Genomic DNA, 16040 nt, shown 5'->3' with positions numbered 1-16040 from the left:
GCGGAATAAACCTCTAATTAACGACCGCACCCACCTTACGAAACTGTATGTCAAAACGGCTCATTTGTTCATCTCTGTGACAGGCAAAGCGCCTTATGACCTGGGCACCACGTCGATGAGACGTTTCAAAACTCAGGAGCCAAAAAATGAAGACAGCTTTGACAGTGGCGATGGCCGCAGTCGCGATGATGCTTGGCGCAGGCGTTGCAGGCGCGGCAGAGAAGGTCGTGAAGCATACGCATCATTCCCATCATCAGGCCCATTCGACGCTTAAGTCTGGAAAGCACTATGCTTCGAAGCACACGCACAAACACATCGCTTCGAAGCCCGGCAAGAAGCACTACGCATCGAAGCATACGCATAAGCACATCGTCTCTAAGCGCACGCACAAGCCTGTCGCTTAACGATCAATGAGGTGAGCGGCAAGCGCCTCTCACCTCGCTTTTTTCGAAGTTTTTTGCGCCGCGCGCGCCGTTTCGAGTTAGCTCTTCGATCAGCAACCGCTGGCCCGCATGCACTGGCCGTATCCGCGGCCATCCGTTCCCCACTGGTCGAAGCAAGCGTGACGCGCTTCGCGACAGCGATTAGGGGCAGGATCAGGACTCGGCTGGTTGCCATAACCCATGGCTTCCCACGGGACATCGACGACGACGCCGACACCAGGACCGCCCCATCCGCCTCTGCCACCGCCGCCACCGCCTCCGCCATGATCGTGCGTCTTCTGCACGATGGAATTGTCCATCTGGGGGATCACGCCGACGGAAGCTGCCACCGCGCTGCTTGCGATGGTCGCGCAAGCTATGAAGGCGATTGCGATTGTCTTCACGGTCTCTCTCCAATTGACGTGCGGATGCAAACGGCATCGTTGAGCACAATGATTGCCGCCGCCTATCAATCGCTCAGCGGAGAGGGAGGTATTTGTGCGCACGGTTTCGGGGGCTCGAATGAGCGCCCCAAAAGAGGACGAATCCCGGGCATGGGCCCCCAGGCCATCAGGATCTGGGAGCCCGCAGGCTCAATCGCGTGCGCTTTGCAGAATGGCGTCGCTTAACATTTGCGATAGCCCGATCAGCTCATGCAGGCCCGTTTTGTCGTCCTGCAGAATTCCGAGCGTGACGTTCTGGCCGTCGGTGTCCACGCTTGCGTAGCAAATCGCTTTGAGATCGCCGCATTCGGCGCGAGCTAAAAGCTCCTTCAATCCGGCGATAATGCGCTGCTTTTCTTCCAACTCTTTCTTTGCGCGCTCGCCACTCAGCAGAACCAGTTTTCCCATAGGCTCACCTTCCGCATCAGCAACAGAAGTTCAGACCAAAACCATGCTGGCACGCGTCGGCCATGGCCGTCTTCAGCGCTCTCGCTGTTTCGCCCTCTTTTTGGTTCACTGGAAGAGAGTTGCTAAAGCAAGTGTTACACGGCGGACTCGCTTGCGATTTGGGGCAGAGCGCGATGTTCGGAGGCGATGACAAATCTTGGCCAGTTCATCGAGCGACTACGATTCGTCGCCGAACCCGCAGTTTCGCAATCACGCGCAACCCGGGTTTTCAAGGGATGCATGGGGGATCGGCGTCCGGAGGCGTTGCCACCATGCGCGTCTCGCACTATCGATCGGGGAAACGGAGGGGAAGATGAAAAAGATTCTCGCAACTGCCGCGCTCGCGGTGTTCGCCGCGTCGCCTGCCTTTGCGCAAACGCGGCTTCGCACGCCGACTCCGGGCGCCAATGCGCCGATGATTAGAATTCCCCCGTCGAGCCTTCCCGGTACCGGCGTTTCCGAACTGAATACATCGTCGCCCGAGGCCACATACCCGAAGCCGATAAAGCAATACTACGACCCGCTGTTCAATGACCCGACGCAGCGGAACCCGAGCCTCCGCAGCAACCGCTAGGCGTCGCCTTCGAGACGTATCGCTCGGTTGAAGCTCTGAGCTCCCGAGCTCTATCCACGGTAACCCTTATCGTCGGCAGTCATCGTCGTGGGCCCGCGCGACGCGGGGCCACGGCCGAAATCTTTCCTGGTCCGAAGCGCCTGGCCAAAGCCTTCCAGCACTGCGCTGGGAAATGCGTGTGAGCTGACGATTTCTGCCGGTTGACGGCTTCGCTCGGAATTTCTTTAGTTTCCAACGCCGGCGGTCAGCGCGCCGCACGTAATCCGGGAACGAATCTGGTGTCGCTACGTTGAACCTTCCGAACACGGGAAGGACCAACGTATGAAGATTGCACAGGTTGCGCCGTTGATTGAGAGCGTCCCGCCAAAACTATACGGGGGAACCGAGCGTGTTGTTTCCTACATTACCGAAGAGCTCGTGACCCAGGGGCACGAGGTAACGCTCTTCGCAAGCGGCGACTCTATAACGTCGGCGAAGCTCGTGCCTTGTTGCGAAAAATCGCTTAGGTCCAATCCCGCCGTACGCGATCCAATTCCCTACTACCTGATGATGGTCGACAAAATTCGCCGCATGGCCTCGACCTTCGACGTCATCCATTTTCACATCGATCAGTTCCAGTTTCCGGTCTTTCGGACGATCGCTCATAAAACGCTGACGACGCTTCACGGACGCCAGGACCTTCCGGACCTGCAGCTCCTCTATCGCGCGTTTCCCGAGATGAGCCTCGTTTCCATTTCGGATTCCCAGCGTAGGCCGATCCCCTACGCCAATTTCGCCGGAACGGTCTATCACGGCCTGCCTGACGATCTGCACCGCCCGACATTCGATCCGCGCGGCGGCTACCTCGCTTTCTTGGGGCGCATCTCCCCCGAAAAGCGGCTCGATCGCGCGATTGAAATCGCTCGCGCCGCGGGCTTCCCGCTCAAAATCGCGGCCAAGGTCGATGCGGTAGACGTAGAATATTTCGAGGCCAAGATCAGACCGCTGCTTCATGGCGATGACATACAATTCGTTGGCGAGATCAACGACCGCGAGAAGACGAAATTTCTCGGAGAAGCGTCCGCATTGCTGTTTCCGATCGACTGGCCGGAACCTTTCGGCATGGTGATGATCGAGGCAATGGCATGCGGCACTCCGGTTCTGGCATTCGACCACGGGTCGGTCAGAGAGGTTATCGACGAGGGCATAACAGGCTTCATCGTGGATGATGTCGAAAGCGCCGTCTCAGCGTTGCCGAGTGTCCTGGCGCTCGATCGCAGGCGCATTCGCCGGCGGTTCGACGAGAGATTCACAGCTGCATCGATGGCTCAAGCTTACGTTGCGCTTTACGAGCGCGTTCCTGCCGCAACCGGCCGCTTGCCGGCCTCGCGCAGCGACGAAATCCGGCCCGTCCACGAGACCCTCGTCAACTGACGCAGTGGCACTTGCCACTTCAAGCGCCTAACATAGTGGTCCGGCGCGGTCTGTTTTTGAACGGAGTTTTGAGATGGCAATTGCGCCATCGCGGCAGCCGGATCATCCGCCTGAGCACGAGCCTGAGCAAATCCACGCTGAGGCCGATAGTTCGCCGCGAGCCCACGAAACGCTGAAGCACGACGATGCCTTCGTCGTCGTCGATACGCACGGCGATATCGGCGCGTTTGGCAATCACGGAGATGGCTTCTTTTTCAACGACACGCGCTACCTGTCGCGCCTTGAGCTGCTGATAGCGAGGCGCCCGCCGTTGCTCCTCGGTTCGACGCTCGACAGGAAGGACCTTCAGCTCTGCTCCGACCTCACGAATACCGATGTCTACTCGAACGGTTCGCTATGGCTTCATAAAGACGTCGTCCACGTTTTCAGAACGACATACGTCCGTGACGCAAGTCTGCGACAGCGGCTCGTTCTCACGAACCACTCGAATATTGATCTTTACCTGCCGGTATCGGTCTTCTTTGATTGCGATTTCTTGGACATCTTTGAAGTGCGCGGTATGCGCCGCGAGAAGCGCGGAACGGTTCACCGAGCTGTGGATTCCTCAGATTCCGTCAGCTTCAGCTATACGGGGCTCGATCGCATCGTTCGGAAAACGTCGGTTCATATAGACCCCGAGCCCCAATCACTGAGAGAGACGTCTGCATTCTTTCGGCTTCACATCCCGGCGAAGCAGTCGCGACGCATTTACGTGACCGCCTTGGCCGAAGGCGATCGCCTAAGCCCGCCGTGCTCTTACATTAAGGGATTGCACGATGCGTACCTGCGCCTGCGCCGGTCGGAATTGCAGGCGACGAGCATCGAGGTTTCACATCCCGATCTCAACCACGTGCTGAAGCGCTCGATGGCGGATCTGCGATTGCTGATCACGGAAACCGCCGACGGCCCTTATCCTTATGCGGGAACGCCTTGGTATTCGACGACCTTCGGTCGGGACGCGTTGATAACGGCGCTTCAGGTGCTATGGCTCGACCCGTCCATCGCTCGCGGCGTGCTTCGCCGGCTCGCCCGTTTTCAGGCAAGTGAGCACGATGCGGCAGCCGACGCTCAGCCCGGAAAAATTCTCCACGAAATGCGCAACGGCGAAATGGCGGCGCTGCGCGAAATTCCGTTTGGCCTCTATTACGGCAGCGTCGATTCTACCCCGCTCTTCGTTGTCTTGGCCGGAGCCTACGTTGCGGCGACTGACGACAAGGATTTCCTCCGCGAAATTTGGCCGGCAATCCTCAGGGCTCTCGAATGGATCAACGGCCCTGGCGATCCGGACGGCGACGGGTTCGTCGAATATGCACGCGAGACCGAAGATGGATTGTCGAACCAGGGATGGAAAGACAGTCACGATTCGATCTTCAACAAGGATGGAAGCCTCGCAGAGGGTCCGCTCGCGCTGGTCGAAGTTCAAGGCTACGTGTACGAGGCGAAGATTGTTGCTGCGCGCATGGCCTCTATGCTTGGCGATGATGTATTGAGCCGCCGCCTGAAGGCCGAAGCTGTCGATCTCCAAAGAAAATTCGAGGAGAAGTTTTGGTCCCCAGACATCGGCATGTACGCGCTTGCGCTGGATGGGCGCAAAAATCGTGTCGACGTCCGATCGAGCAACGCCGGTCACGTTCTGAGCTCCGGCATCGCCAGTTCGGACCGGGCATCGCGCGTCATCAAGCAAATGTTGGACGCGACCTTCTTCTCTGGCTGGGGCATCAGAACGATCGCGACCACCGAAGCCAGATACAACCCGATGTCCTATCACAACGGGTCGATCTGGCCGCACGACAACGCGATGATCGGTGCAGGTTTCGCGCGCTACGGAAAGTCGGAGCAGCTCGAATCCGTATTTAACGGGCTGCTCGATGCGGCCCTCAACATGTCGCAAGCCAGACTTCCGGAGTTGTTCTGCGGTTTTCGGCGCCGGGCTGGACGCGCTCCCATTCTTTACCCGGTGGCATGCTCGCCGCAAGCTTGGGCGAGCGGCTCGATGCCGTATCTCTTGGGGTCGTTGCTGGGCATCGAAATCGACGGCGCTTCCCGGACCGTAACGCTGAACTCTCCTCATTTGCCGGAGAGAGCAGGTGAGATAACGGTGCGGAATATGCGCGCCGGCGAAGGGGCCGCCGATTTTGTCTTGCGACGGGAAAACGGGGCTGTGAAAATCGATATCACGAAGTGTAGCGGCGGCGCGAAAGTCGTCTTGGCATGAATCCGCTATCAGCGACTGCTGGCCTTACGCCGCCGCCGATTTGAGACGCCGCACCTCGAGATCAACGAGGGATTTGTAGGCGCCGGCCTTGCTGATCAAGGTCTCGGGCGTATCGTCCTGCACCACCTTGCCGTTCTGAATGACGACGATGCGGTCGAAATTCCTCAGCGTCGAAAGACGGTGCGCAATGGCAATTACCGTTCTTCCCTTCATCAGCGTCGTGAGCGCTTCTCTGATCAGCTCCTCTGAATGACTGTCGAGCGCGGACGTCGCCTCGTCGAGAAGAAGTATCGGCGCGTTCTTCAAGAATGCGCGCGCGATCGCAACGCGTTGCCGTTGTCCGCCAGAGAGTTTCGCGCCCCGGTCGCCGACAATCGTGTCGAGACCGGCAGGCAGCTGCTCGATGAAGTTCTCGCACCGCGCCATCCGCGCCGCTTCCATAACCTCGTCGTCACGCGCGCCCGGCCGCCCATAGCGAATGTTCTCTCTCAGCGTACGATGGAAGAGGCTCACGTCTTGAGGGACGACGGCAATGGCTTTTCGGAGAGCGTCGTCTGGCAACAACGCGCCGACTTCGCCATCAATCAGAATTGCGCCGGATTGAACGTCATAAAATCTCTGGATGAGCGAAAAGATCGTCGATTTCCCCGCACCCGACGGCCCGACGATACCAACTCGCATTCCAGGATCGATCTTGAGGTTCAACGACGAGAAAACTTGCTTGCCATCAGGATAGGAGAAGCCGACATCGCGGAACTCCACCGCTCCGCGCGCCGCTGCCACACGCTTTGCGGACGAAACAAGGGGAAGCGCGTGCGGAGTCAGGAGCGTCCGCAAAGCTTCCGAAAAGCGCGCCAAGTGCTGCGTAACATCGACGAGGGCGACGGCCAGATCGCGCGTAGCGCTCAAAATGGAAATGCCGAGCGTGGAGACGAGCACAACGTCGCCGGCGGTCGCCTCGCCTCGCTGCCAAAGAACGATCGACCAAGCGAGAACGCAGCACGTCAGCACTGCCGTCGCGATAGCGTGAAAAATTCGGAGCCGTTCGAGGAAATATAAACTTTCCTTCCGTGCTCGCACCTCCCGGCTGATGACGCCCCCGAGACGGCGATGCTCGCTGCGCATACGCCCGAAAGCCTTCACCACCGAAATATTCGAAATGACGTCGATCATGTCTCCATCGACGTTTGCGGCTTCGCGCGCATAGGCGTGGTGAAGCGGCGTGCCGCGAGCCGCCCAGTAGAACATGAAGACGACAATGACCCCGACAACGCCGGTCAACGTCAATGCCATCGCGACGCTGACGGTCATGAGATAAATGATGGCGACGACAGTCGCGACGAGCGGAGGCATGGCATTGAACGTAACCATGGTCTCGGTCGTGTAGAGCGCGTTTGCGGTGGCTGTGATCCGGCTCGTGAGAGCGCCAGGCGCCTGCCCATGAAAAAAGCTCGGAGCATGTCCGGTCAGATGCCGGAAGAGCTTTCGCCGGACGCGCCCGGAAACGCCGGTAAAGGTCGAGTGACCGATCCACGCCGCGAGGCGCCACGACAGATTATCGGCGGCGATGAAGCCGATGACCATCGCAAAGGCGACCCAAACAGCTCCGTGTTGTGATGGATTTGATAATGCGTCGACCAGCTTCTTCAGGCCGTACTGCGTCGACACGGAAAATGTGACGGCCGCGATGACCGACGCCAGTATTGCGATATGGCTCCAGCGGTAGCTGCCAAGGATTGCAATGATGAAACGGTATGGGTGCTTTGCAAAAGCCGACAAGTCGCTGGTCAAGATGCGCTTCCCTCAAGACTCTGGGCATTTTAATTTGGCGGGCTTGAACTTCGGCCTCAGTTCGCAACGTTCCCGGAAGACGCGGTCGAGCGCCAATTTTAAAAGCTACGTATTTTATTCAACTCTGCAGATGCGGCTATCGAACGTCGCGGGGCTGCGACTGGTTAACCCAGCCTGAGACTGCTGATCATTACGAACATACTCATCCGAAAACCCACTCCGGCTTCTCGTCCGGAACTGTGATTTGGCTCCTAAGTTCCTATGTGAAGATGGGGCGAATAGGATTGAAGTATGATGACGAAATTTTTAATCGCGCTCTCATCCGGCTTGATCGTCGGTATGTCGTCAGCTGCGTTCGCGCAGAGCACGACAGCACCCGTAGGCGCAACGGCGACGACCAGCGCGACGAGCAGCCCGCTGACCCCGACGATTGCCAACCCGCTGCTCACGAACAACGCCACGACCTCGCAATCGAGTTCGCAGCTGCCATCGTTTCTTGTGCAATCCCCCCTCGAGAGGATCAGAATAGATCCGACCGCGCCGAGTTCACTCAGTCTCGTGATCGGCCCCACGAATTCCAACACCGCAGTGCTCAATGGCGACGTGATAACGTCATCGACGCCGCCCGCAACCGGACTCGCACTCAATGCTTTTGTGACTCAGTCAGGACTATCGGCCCCGCCCGCTCCCTCGGCGACTTCTCCGAGCTTCTACCCATCGCCACTTGCTGTACCGGCCTCTACGGCGGCCTTTCTATCGCGGTTTCCTGGCGGTTTGACGGGGATCGGGGTAACCACCGGCAGCGCTTTGCCGCCGGGCGCTAACCCAACCGGGGCGTCTAGCACTCCTGGCGCAACGTCGACCCGAAGCTCAATTGGAATCGGGAGATCATCGAGCCGAAGCTCGGGCCGTTAGCAGATTGCTTCGGCTGGGACATCTCCGCTGACGCCTGCGTTCGTTCGCCGCAAGAAATAGGTTTGAACGCTGTGTTCGGGAACAACCAACCTCAGGCGTTGTTCTTGATCGGCGAGGGGCCAAGGCTCCAAACTTTTGAGGAAAAGCGACCGCGATATTTTCCGCGGGGTTTCTGCATTCACAGAGGAATCGGTGCATGAAGTTGAGCGAATTCACGCGGCGCGCACGTGCGTCCCGGTTGGACAAGAAGGCGAAATATGAGGAGGCCTTTGAGCGGGCTCGCCGCGATTTGAAATTGTCCGAAGGTACGGCGCTATGGTCGCGTCCGGCGACTCATCATACTTTCATAAGAAGCAGTTCTGATGGAGCCGATGGCACAACGTACAGGAAGCGCTGATCTTCCGCTGCATGGCGGCCATGTGCCCGCGTGGCTCTCGGCCCGGATGGCTTCGCTCGGCGCCGTGATCTGCGAGGCGATCGTACAGGAATATGGGCGAGACGAATTACTGAGCCGTCTCGCCCATCCTTTTTGGTTCCAGTCGTTCGGTGCCGTCATGGGCATGGACTGGCATTCATCCGGCGTGACAACCACAGTCATCGGAGCATTGAAGCGCGGGCTTGAACCCGTGCAGGACGAGCTCGGCATCTACGTTTGTGGCGGTCGGGGTAAGCATTCGCGGCGCACGCCGGAGGAATTGAGAGCAATCGGTGAACACGTCGGCATCGATGCCGACGCGCTGACCAAAGCAAGCCGTCTCGTCGCCAAGGTCGACAGCGCGGCCGTTCAGGATGGCTTCGATCTTTATCTCCACGGCTTCTTCGTCACCCGCGAAGGTAACTGGACCGTCGTCCAACAAGGCATGAACACGGATAAGGGACAGGCTCGCCGCTACCATTGGTTTTCCAAATCGCGATCGAACTTCATTGATGAGCCCCATGCCGCAATAGATGGCCCAGCACAGGGTGAAATCGTCAACCTGACCGATCGGCGGGCGAACGCGTCGCGATCGGCACAACTCGACCTGCTATCGACATTAGGGCCGGATAAAGGATAAAATAGTCGCCGAGCTGTTGGACGAGCTGTTGGAGCAGTCGAAGCCCGAACCATCCGAGCAGCTGTCGCTGCCGCATCTCGAGATGCCTGCTCATCACGACGTGCGATCGAGTGACGTCTTCATCCGCCGCCTGCACGGAACGCTGGCTGCCGCTGCCGAGCAAGGTCCTACAGATTTTCCTGACCTGCTCCTGATACCCGGAGTAGGCGCAAGAACCGTTCAATCGCTTGCCATGGTCGCCGAAGTCGTGCACGGCGCGCCGTATCGGTTTCAGGATCCCGCACGATTTTCACTCGCGCACGGCGGCAAGGACAGCCATCCCTATCCGGTTGCAACAAGCGTCTACGACGAAACGATTAAAGTCCTGAAGTCCGCAGTCCAAAAAGCCAAGCTTGGAAATAGCGAAACGCTCGCCGCGCTGAAGAGGCTCGATGATCAGGCAAGAATGCTGGAACGCACGGCCAACGGCCCACTATTCGAAACACATATCGCCCTCGAACGAGCAGCCTCGCCGTCTCTCGGCGGCCGCTCCGTTTTCGGTTGGGAAGGTGTTACGGCGCCGATGACCAAGGCTGGCGGAGCGCGCTAGCTTTTCGGCCGGACTTCAAGACTCGCGATGAGTATTTTCAATCCCGGTTCCCGGACCTTTTTGACCGCATCTTCTTGCGAAAACCACACGCGCGTTCGCTGGTCCTGCTCGCGCCACCGCTTCCGTTCTTTCTTCACCCACAGAACGTAGCAGGTGACGGTGAGGACGCGAATGTGTTCGACCGTTTTCTTCCGGTAGCGATAGCTGCCGACCGGGACGCGGGAGATCTTGCCCGTTACGCCCGCCTCCTGTTTGGCCTCCCGCGCAGCCGCGTCGGGATCGCTCAGCCGCTTCGATGGCCAACCTTTCGGAATGACCCACCGTCCCGTTTCTCTGGAAGATATGAGAAGGATCTCGAAACCGCCGCGCGACTTGCGGACCGGAAGAGCTCCAACCTGTAGAATTGTCATAAATTGTCGTCCATTCCAGCAGACAGGCGATGGCGCCCATATCACCGATTTGACGGAACGGGGCTTTAACGCGTTTCCGGAACCTTCCTCCCACGGGCCCTGTTATTTTGCCAGAGTATCGCTAGAGGAAAATCCATAATGGCTCTCTATACCGATCCCCAAACGGGTCAGCGCCGGGAAGTCGACGATCTTTCGCGCCCCACTACGAGTTCGTCGCTTGGGATCGTTGCACTCTTGATCGTGCTGGCGCTCATCAGCTGGTATTTCTTCGGCCGCGTCAGTCCGACTGTCGATACGACCAATACCGGCGCGTCCACGGTTACCGCCCCCATTCCGTCGCCTCCGTTGCCGAAGGCAAGCCCGACACAGCCGGCTCCATCGCCGAACCCCGGTCCTTAAGAGCGAAAACCAGGGTATGACTGTGGCCCGGTTGCTATCCGGGCCGTCTTTATGAACTAGCGCAACCGGTATTGTGCAACGTCGGACTATTTCGATTTGGATTGTTCGGATTTTGCTTTTTCTGACAGCTTCTCGACGAGATCTTTATCGATAAGGGGCGGTCTGCGATCGATGGGCCGCACAGGTTCGTCCTCCGTGCGATCGACCGCTATCGGATCGCTACCGGGGAAGGTTTCCTTCAAAGCTTCATTCAGCTCTTTGTCCACTTGAGCCTTCGGCTTCTCGTTACTCATTGAGGTTTTCTCCAAGCGCCCACCACCAGCCGATGCGTGGCAGATTAGGCTCCATCTGACCGAACGTTCTAGTCAAAGCAGCAGTTCCGATACGGCGAACGGCCGATTAAGAATAGAAATTCGAGCGCGAGCTGAGAAAAACCGATAAACACAGCACTGAATTTAACGGTCGGAGACCGAAATGAACAGACTGCTGCAAAACCAAGGCTTCAGGATTCACTTGACGGCCTACGTGATCGTCAATGTGATCCTTATAATCATAAATCTGATGAACCCCGAGACGATCTGGTTCTACTGGGTGCTTCTCGGCTGGGGCATCGGTCTTTTGGCGCACGGCTATGCGGTGTGGCGAGCCCCGTCTCGCCCTGTGAGGCCCGTGCGGCCCATACGTCATTGACCATACGAAGCGAGCCCTGACGATCGCAGCGAGTGCTTCGCAAGCCTCCGGCGAGAGATGATCCTGCATGCGCGCATGGCAAGAGATCGGTACGTCCGATCTCTTGCACGCGGCGATATCACAAATGAAATGCAAGCTTTCCGCTTAAGACGGAATTGAGTTTCCTAACCTCCCATTGTGGCTATGAGCTAAGTTCTCCAGCCCAAGCGTTAGTGCTTGAGCCCGAACTTCTGCCGCCGCAGGGAAGGCTATGACACTAGCACATGCGCATATGCTTCGCGGTTCTGTTCATTCGCTAGCCGCCACGTTCGCCATCGCATTTTTTGCAGCTCCCGTCCTTGCGCAAATGCCGACCGGTCCGCCGGTCGTCGGATATACGATTGCCGAAAAGAAGCCGGTCACGCAGGTCGAGGAATTCATCGGCCGCATCGAAGCGGTGAACACGGTCAACGTTGTTGCCCGCGTCACGGGACAGCTGGAAGAGACGACCTTCGTCGAAGGGGCCGAGGTAAAAAAAGGTGACGTTCTTTATCGGCTCGAACGCCCGCCTTTTGAGGCGCTCGTTCAAAACGCACAAGCGGCCGTAAATCAATATAAGGCGCTCCTTCGCAACGCCGTGCTGACCACGGGGCGCGCCAAGTCCCTGCTGTCCGGGCCAGCCGGCCAACAAGCGAGTGTCGACAGCGCAATCGCGCAGCAGCACGCCTATGAAGCTCAGATTCTCGGTGCCGAGGCGCAGCTCAAGACTGCAGAAATCAATCTCGGCTACACGACGATCACCGCGCCGATCGACGGCAAGATCGGCCGCACGGCCGTCAACGTTGGCAACATCGTCGGGCCGAATTCCGGAACGCTCACGAAGATCGTGAGCCAGGACCCGATGTACGTCGTCTTTCCGGTGCCCGCTCCGACGCTTATGGAGCTGCGAAAAATGTACTTGCCGAAAGGCGGCTTCAAAGCGGTCGTTCTGCGCATCCGCTTACCCGACGGCTCGCTGTATCCCCAGAAGGGCAAGCTCGACTTCGTCGATCCAACGGTCGCGACCAGCACCGATACGGTCCTGGTGCGAGGCGAGATTCCCAATCCGCTCGCAAAGCCCGCGAAGCCGGGGGAAATTACGATCCGCCCGCTCATCGACGGTGAATTCATCACCGCGCTCATCGAAGGCGTGGAGCCAGTCATCGCGTTGGCGATCCCGCGGTCCGCCGTCCTGGCGGACCAGCAGGGCGACTATGTGTACGTGATCAACCCGGACGACGTCGTAACGCAACGCCGGATTCAACTCGGTCAGTCGACGCCGGCCTTGGCGATGGTGTCGACCGGACTGAGTGAAGGCGAAAGGGTCGTTACAGAAGGAATCCAGCGAGTCCGGCCGGATATCAAAGTGGTGCCGCAACCGGCCGGTTCCGACCCGACCAAATCCCACGGTCAATAATAATGTTCTCAGCCATCTTCATTGATAGGCCCCGCTTAGCGATTGTCATTGCTCTCATTATTACGATCGCCGGTCTGCTCGCGCTCTCGCAGATTCCCGTCGAGCAGTTTCCAAACCTCGTCCCGCCACAGGTCCAAGTGTCGACGACATTTCCGGGCGCCTCGGCCATCGTGGTTGAATCCTCCGTCGCCCAGCCTCTCGAAGCGCAGGTGATCGGCGTCGACAAGATGCTCTATATGAAGTCGAATAGCGCCAACGATGGCAGCTACGGTCTCACCGTGTCGTTCGAGTTGGGAACCGATCCCGACATCAATACGGTCAACGTCAACAATCGTGTACAGGCAGCTCTTTCGAGACTTCCCCAAGAAGTCCAACACCAGGGCATCACGACGCAAAAGCGATCGTCGGCAATCTTGCAGTACGTTTTTCTTTACTCCGATAACGGCAAGAAAGATCCGCTATTCATAACGAACTACGCGACGATCAATGTTCTTGATCGCTTGTCCCGCATCGATGGTGTCGGCCAAGCGAGCCTCTCCGGTGCGCAGAAATACTCGATGCGCATTTGGTTCAACGCGCAACGCCTCACCAACCTGGGGCTTCAACCGTCCGATGTCGTTGCGGCTGTTCAGGCGCAAAACGTGCAAGCGCCGATTGGACGTATCGGCGCACAGCCCGCCTTGCCGGATCAGCAGTTTCAAATGAACCTGCAGACGCAGGGAAGGCTCGCGACTCCCGAGCAATTTGGCAATATCGTCATTCGTTCAAATCCCGACGGCTCGTTGCTTCGCATACGCGACGTAGCCCGAACGGAGATGGGCGCTCAAAGCCTCGACACTCACAGCCGCTTGAACGGCAAGCCCGCCGTTTCGATAGCCATTTATCTCTCTCCCGGCGCCAACGCGGTGAGGACGTCGGCGAGCGTCGCCAAAGCACTGGATGAGCTGTCCACGAGATTCCCCGAAGGGCTTAAAACGCGCATCGTCTATGATAGCTCGACATTTGTCGGCGATACGATCCACGAAGTCATTCGTACGATTTTCGAAGGCTTTGTTTTGGTTATCCTCGTCGTCTACCTCTTCCTCGGAAGTCTGCGCGCGACGATCATTCCGGCGGTCGCCATTCCAGTCAGCCTGGTCGGCGCCTTCGCCGTCATGGTTGCGATGGGCTATTCGGCGAACACCGTCTCGCTTCTCGCGCTCGTTCTGGCCATTGGCATCGTCATCGACGATGCGATCGTGGTCGTCGAAAACGTTGAGCGCGTGATGGAAGAGGAGCCGGAAATCTCGCCGGTTGAAGCAACTAAGAAAGCGATGCGGCAGATCACGGGGCCGGTGATCGCCATCACGCTCGTGCTGCTTTCGGTGTTCGTTCCCATCGCCTTCATTCCGGGCCTGACTGGCGAACTCTTCCGTCAGTTCGCAGTAACGATTTCGGCGGCAATGCTGATTTCTGCATTGAACGCTCTGACCCTTTCGCCCGCGCTATGCGCGCTCTTTCTCCGGCCTCAGGAGAAGCGCGGCGTGATGGGATACGTCCTCAGATGGATTGACCGCGTGCGGGGCGGATATGGATTGATAGTCCGGCGGTTGGTCCGCGTATCCTTCCTGAGCGTAATAGCGATCATCGCGTGTGGCGTCGGAATATTGCTGATGTCGAAAATCACGCCGACCGGATTCATCCCCGAGGAGGACCAGGGCGCATTCTTCATTTCGGTTCAGTTGCCGGATGGCGCATCCGTCAATCGCACGACCGGCGTCGTCGAGCAGGTCGAAGATGTCTTGAGGGGAATGCCCCAGATCAAAGACATGATCGCAATCATCGGCTTCTCGATCCTGGACAGCGGCGCGCAGCCGAATTCCGCCTTTATGGTTGCCCGTCTGAAGCCATTTGCCGAACGCACGGCCCCGGGGGATTCCGCCCAGGCCTTGATCGCCAAGGTGACGGAAGCCGTGCAACGGATCAGCACCGCGCAAATCTCCGCATTCAATGTGCCGCCCATCGTCGGCCTGTCGACGACCGGTGGTTTCCAGTATCAGCTCGAGAATCTCGAAGGGGCAAGTCCCGAGGCAATGGGCAGCGTCATGCAGGGGTTGATCGCCGCTGCAAATCAGAACCCGGATTTGCGGCGCGTGTTCTCGACGTTCACCGCGTCCAATCCCTCGATCTACCTGGATATCGATCGCGCGAAGGCGCAGGCTTTGGGCTTGGAGATCGCCAGCATCTTCTCAGCCCTCCAATCGACCCTCGGCGGCACCTACATCAACGATTTCAATCTTTACGGACGCACCTGGCAGGTCAACCTTCAGGGCGAGGCAGCCGATCGCAGCAAGATAGATGCGATTTGGAAAATTTACGTTCGCAACAACACCGGCCAGATGGTGCCACTGCGTTCCGTCGCAAACATATCGACAGTCCTCGGGCCCCAGACAATCACCCGCTACAACAACTATCGCTCGATAACGATCAATGGCTCGCCGGCGCCCGGCGTCTCTTCGGGCACCGCGCTGCAGGCGATGACGGAGATTTCGGCGAAGACCCTGCCGCCCGGTTATGGCTTCGAATGGACCGGGACTGCCTATCAGGAGCATGAATCGCAAGAGCAGACCGGCATAATCCTAGGTCTCGCGGTCCTGTTCGCGTTCCTCTTCCTCGTCGGGCTCTATGAAAGCTGGATGATCCCGATTCCAGTTCTCCTTTCGGTTACAGTCGGCGTTCTGGGCTCATACGTTGGAATTAAGCTCGCAGGACTGTCGCTCGACATCTACGCGCAGATCGGGCTCGTCGTTCTCATCGCGCTCGCCGCGAAGAACGGTATCCTGATCGTCGAATTCGCGAAGGAGCGCCGGGATGAGGGTCTGTCGATTCACGAAGCGGCCATCCTCGGCTCCGAGATGCGGTTTCGCGCCGTCATCATGACGTCCATCGCATTCATCCTTGGCCTGCTTCCGCTCGTCATCGCGACCGGGGCGGCAATGATAAGCAGACGCGCCGTGGGAACGCCTGTCTTCGCCGGCATGCTCGCCGCCAGCCTCATCGGAATTTTCATAATCCCGATGCTGTATGTCGTGTTCCAGACGATCCGCGAACGCGCCAAAACCTATTTCGGGCATGGCTCGGCCGACAAGAGCCATCCGGCTGGCTGAGCCCGGGGATGGCAGCGGTCGAGTGGAGGGAAGGCATGAGGGCGAAATCGCGCAGAT

Annotated in this window: 14 protein-coding genes and 1 pseudogene; 9 read left to right on the top strand and 6 right to left on the bottom strand. The window is 58.4% G+C overall.

Annotated elements, in window-relative coordinates:
• The first annotated feature begins 146 nt into the window (after positions 1–146).
• Positions 147–404, top strand: a complete 258-nt coding sequence (locus BM399_RS14390; protein WP_092868459.1) for a hypothetical protein — start codon at positions 147–149, stop codon at positions 402–404.
• Positions 405–493: 89 nt separating this feature from the next.
• On the opposite strand, the gene BM399_RS14385 is transcribed toward BM399_RS14390, so the two are convergent.
• Positions 494–826, bottom strand: coding sequence for a hypothetical protein (locus tag BM399_RS14385; protein WP_244531268.1), 333 nt, complete (start codon positions 824–826; stop codon positions 494–496).
• Between the two features lie 189 nt (positions 827–1015).
• Complete coding sequence (locus BM399_RS14380) at positions 1016–1273, bottom strand: hypothetical protein (protein WP_092868458.1); 258 nt, start codon at positions 1271–1273, stop codon at positions 1016–1018.
• Between the two features lie 352 nt (positions 1274–1625).
• Here BM399_RS14380 and BM399_RS20975 point away from each other — a divergent pair, with 352 nt between their 5' ends.
• The 3 genes from BM399_RS20975 (at position 1626) to BM399_RS14365 (ending at position 5553) form a co-directional block, all read left to right on the top strand.
• A complete protein-coding gene (locus BM399_RS20975) occupies positions 1626–1886 on the top strand; it encodes a hypothetical protein (protein ID WP_143117831.1) in 261 nt (86 codons plus the stop codon).
• Between the two features lie 321 nt (positions 1887–2207).
• The gene (locus BM399_RS14370; protein ID WP_092868456.1) at positions 2208–3299 is read left to right on the top strand and encodes a glycosyltransferase family 4 protein; all 1092 of its coding nucleotides are present in this window, start codon (positions 2208–2210) and stop codon (positions 3297–3299) included.
• Positions 3300–3372: 73 nt separating this feature from the next.
• Positions 3373–5553: an amylo-alpha-1,6-glucosidase gene (locus tag BM399_RS14365; RefSeq protein ID WP_092868455.1), complete on the top strand. Its 2181-nt coding sequence runs from the start codon at positions 3373–3375 to the stop codon at positions 5551–5553.
• Between the two features lie 24 nt (positions 5554–5577).
• On the opposite strand, the gene BM399_RS14360 is transcribed toward BM399_RS14365, so the two are convergent.
• Positions 5578–7344, bottom strand: a complete 1767-nt coding sequence (locus BM399_RS14360; protein ID WP_177228170.1) for an ABC transporter ATP-binding protein — start codon at positions 7342–7344, stop codon at positions 5578–5580.
• 251 nt (positions 7345–7595) lie between these two features.
• Positions 7596–7991 (bottom strand): hypothetical protein, encoded by a 396-nt coding sequence (locus tag BM399_RS14355; RefSeq protein ID WP_143117830.1) that lies wholly within the window; start codon positions 7989–7991, stop codon positions 7596–7598.
• A gap of 639 nt (positions 7992–8630) precedes the next feature.
• On the opposite strand from BM399_RS14355, the pseudogene BM399_RS14350 reads away from it, so the two are divergent.
• Positions 8631–9903, top strand: a pseudogene (locus BM399_RS14350) (DUF763 domain-containing protein).
• Here BM399_RS14350 and BM399_RS14345 read toward each other — a convergent pair.
• Positions 9900–10313 carry an NUDIX hydrolase gene (locus tag BM399_RS14345; RefSeq protein ID WP_092868452.1) on the bottom strand — a complete coding sequence of 138 codons (414 nt, stop codon included), beginning with the start codon at positions 10311–10313 and terminating at the stop codon, positions 9900–9902. The pseudogene BM399_RS14350 and the gene BM399_RS14345 overlap by 4 nt on opposite strands.
• Positions 10314–10451: 138 nt before the next feature.
• Between BM399_RS14345 and BM399_RS14340 the strand changes: the two genes are divergently transcribed.
• Complete coding sequence (locus BM399_RS14340) at positions 10452–10712, top strand: P-loop NTPase family protein (protein ID WP_092868451.1); 261 nt, start codon at positions 10452–10454, stop codon at positions 10710–10712.
• An 86-nt stretch (positions 10713–10798) separates the two neighbouring features.
• On the opposite strand, the gene BM399_RS14335 is transcribed toward BM399_RS14340, so the two are convergent.
• On the bottom strand, positions 10799–11005 hold the full coding sequence (locus BM399_RS14335; RefSeq protein WP_092868450.1) for a hypothetical protein: 207 nt from the start codon (positions 11003–11005) through the stop codon (positions 10799–10801).
• A gap of 181 nt (positions 11006–11186) precedes the next feature.
• Here BM399_RS14335 and BM399_RS14330 point away from each other — a divergent pair, with 181 nt between their 5' ends.
• The 3 genes from BM399_RS14330 to BM399_RS14320 all read left to right on the top strand — a co-directional run bounded on the left by BM399_RS14330 (position 11187) and on the right by BM399_RS14320 (position 15983).
• Entirely contained in the window at positions 11187–11402 is a 216-nt protein-coding gene (locus BM399_RS14330; protein WP_092868449.1) for a 2TM domain-containing protein, read from the top strand.
• Positions 11403–11652: 250 nt separating this feature from the next.
• On the top strand, positions 11653–12837 hold the full coding sequence (locus tag BM399_RS14325) for an efflux RND transporter periplasmic adaptor subunit (RefSeq protein ID WP_244531267.1): 1185 nt from the start codon (positions 11653–11655) through the stop codon (positions 12835–12837).
• Between the two features lie 2 nt (positions 12838–12839).
• Complete coding sequence (locus BM399_RS14320; protein WP_092868448.1) at positions 12840–15983, top strand: efflux RND transporter permease subunit; 3144 nt, start codon at positions 12840–12842, stop codon at positions 15981–15983.
• Positions 15984–16040 lie beyond the last annotated feature (57 nt).

This window comes from Hyphomicrobium facile, assembly GCF_900116175.1.
Classification (GTDB): Bacteria; Pseudomonadota; Alphaproteobacteria; order Rhizobiales; family Hyphomicrobiaceae; genus Hyphomicrobium_B; species Hyphomicrobium_B facile.
This window is presented reverse-complemented; position numbering and strand designations above follow the sequence as displayed.

Excerpts from the sequence above, each read along its gene's own strand:
- BM399_RS14390 (WP_092868459.1), top strand. The coding sequence starts at position 147 with ATGAAGACAGCTTTGACAGTGGCGATGGCCGCAGTCGCGATGATGCTT.
- BM399_RS14380 (WP_092868458.1), bottom strand. The coding sequence starts at position 1,273 with ATGGGAAAACTGGTTCTGCTGAGTGGCGAGCGCGCAAAGAAAGAGTTG.
- BM399_RS20975 (WP_143117831.1), top strand. The coding sequence starts at position 1,626 with ATGAAAAAGATTCTCGCAACTGCCGCGCTCGCGGTGTTCGCCGCGTCG.
- BM399_RS14370 (WP_092868456.1), top strand. The coding sequence starts at position 2,208 with ATGAAGATTGCACAGGTTGCGCCGTTGATTGAGAGCGTCCCGCCAAAA.
- BM399_RS14365 (WP_092868455.1), top strand. The coding sequence starts at position 3,373 with ATGGCAATTGCGCCATCGCGGCAGCCGGATCATCCGCCTGAGCACGAG.
- BM399_RS14345 (WP_092868452.1), bottom strand. The coding sequence starts at position 10,313 with ATGACAATTCTACAGGTTGGAGCTCTTCCGGTCCGCAAGTCGCGCGGC.
- BM399_RS14340 (WP_092868451.1), top strand. The coding sequence starts at position 10,452 with ATGGCTCTCTATACCGATCCCCAAACGGGTCAGCGCCGGGAAGTCGAC.
- BM399_RS14335 (WP_092868450.1), bottom strand. The coding sequence starts at position 11,005 with ATGAGTAACGAGAAGCCGAAGGCTCAAGTGGACAAAGAGCTGAATGAA.
- BM399_RS14330 (WP_092868449.1), top strand. The coding sequence starts at position 11,187 with ATGAACAGACTGCTGCAAAACCAAGGCTTCAGGATTCACTTGACGGCC.
- BM399_RS14325 (WP_244531267.1), top strand. The coding sequence starts at position 11,653 with ATGACACTAGCACATGCGCATATGCTTCGCGGTTCTGTTCATTCGCTA.
- BM399_RS14320 (WP_092868448.1), top strand. The coding sequence starts at position 12,840 with ATGTTCTCAGCCATCTTCATTGATAGGCCCCGCTTAGCGATTGTCATT.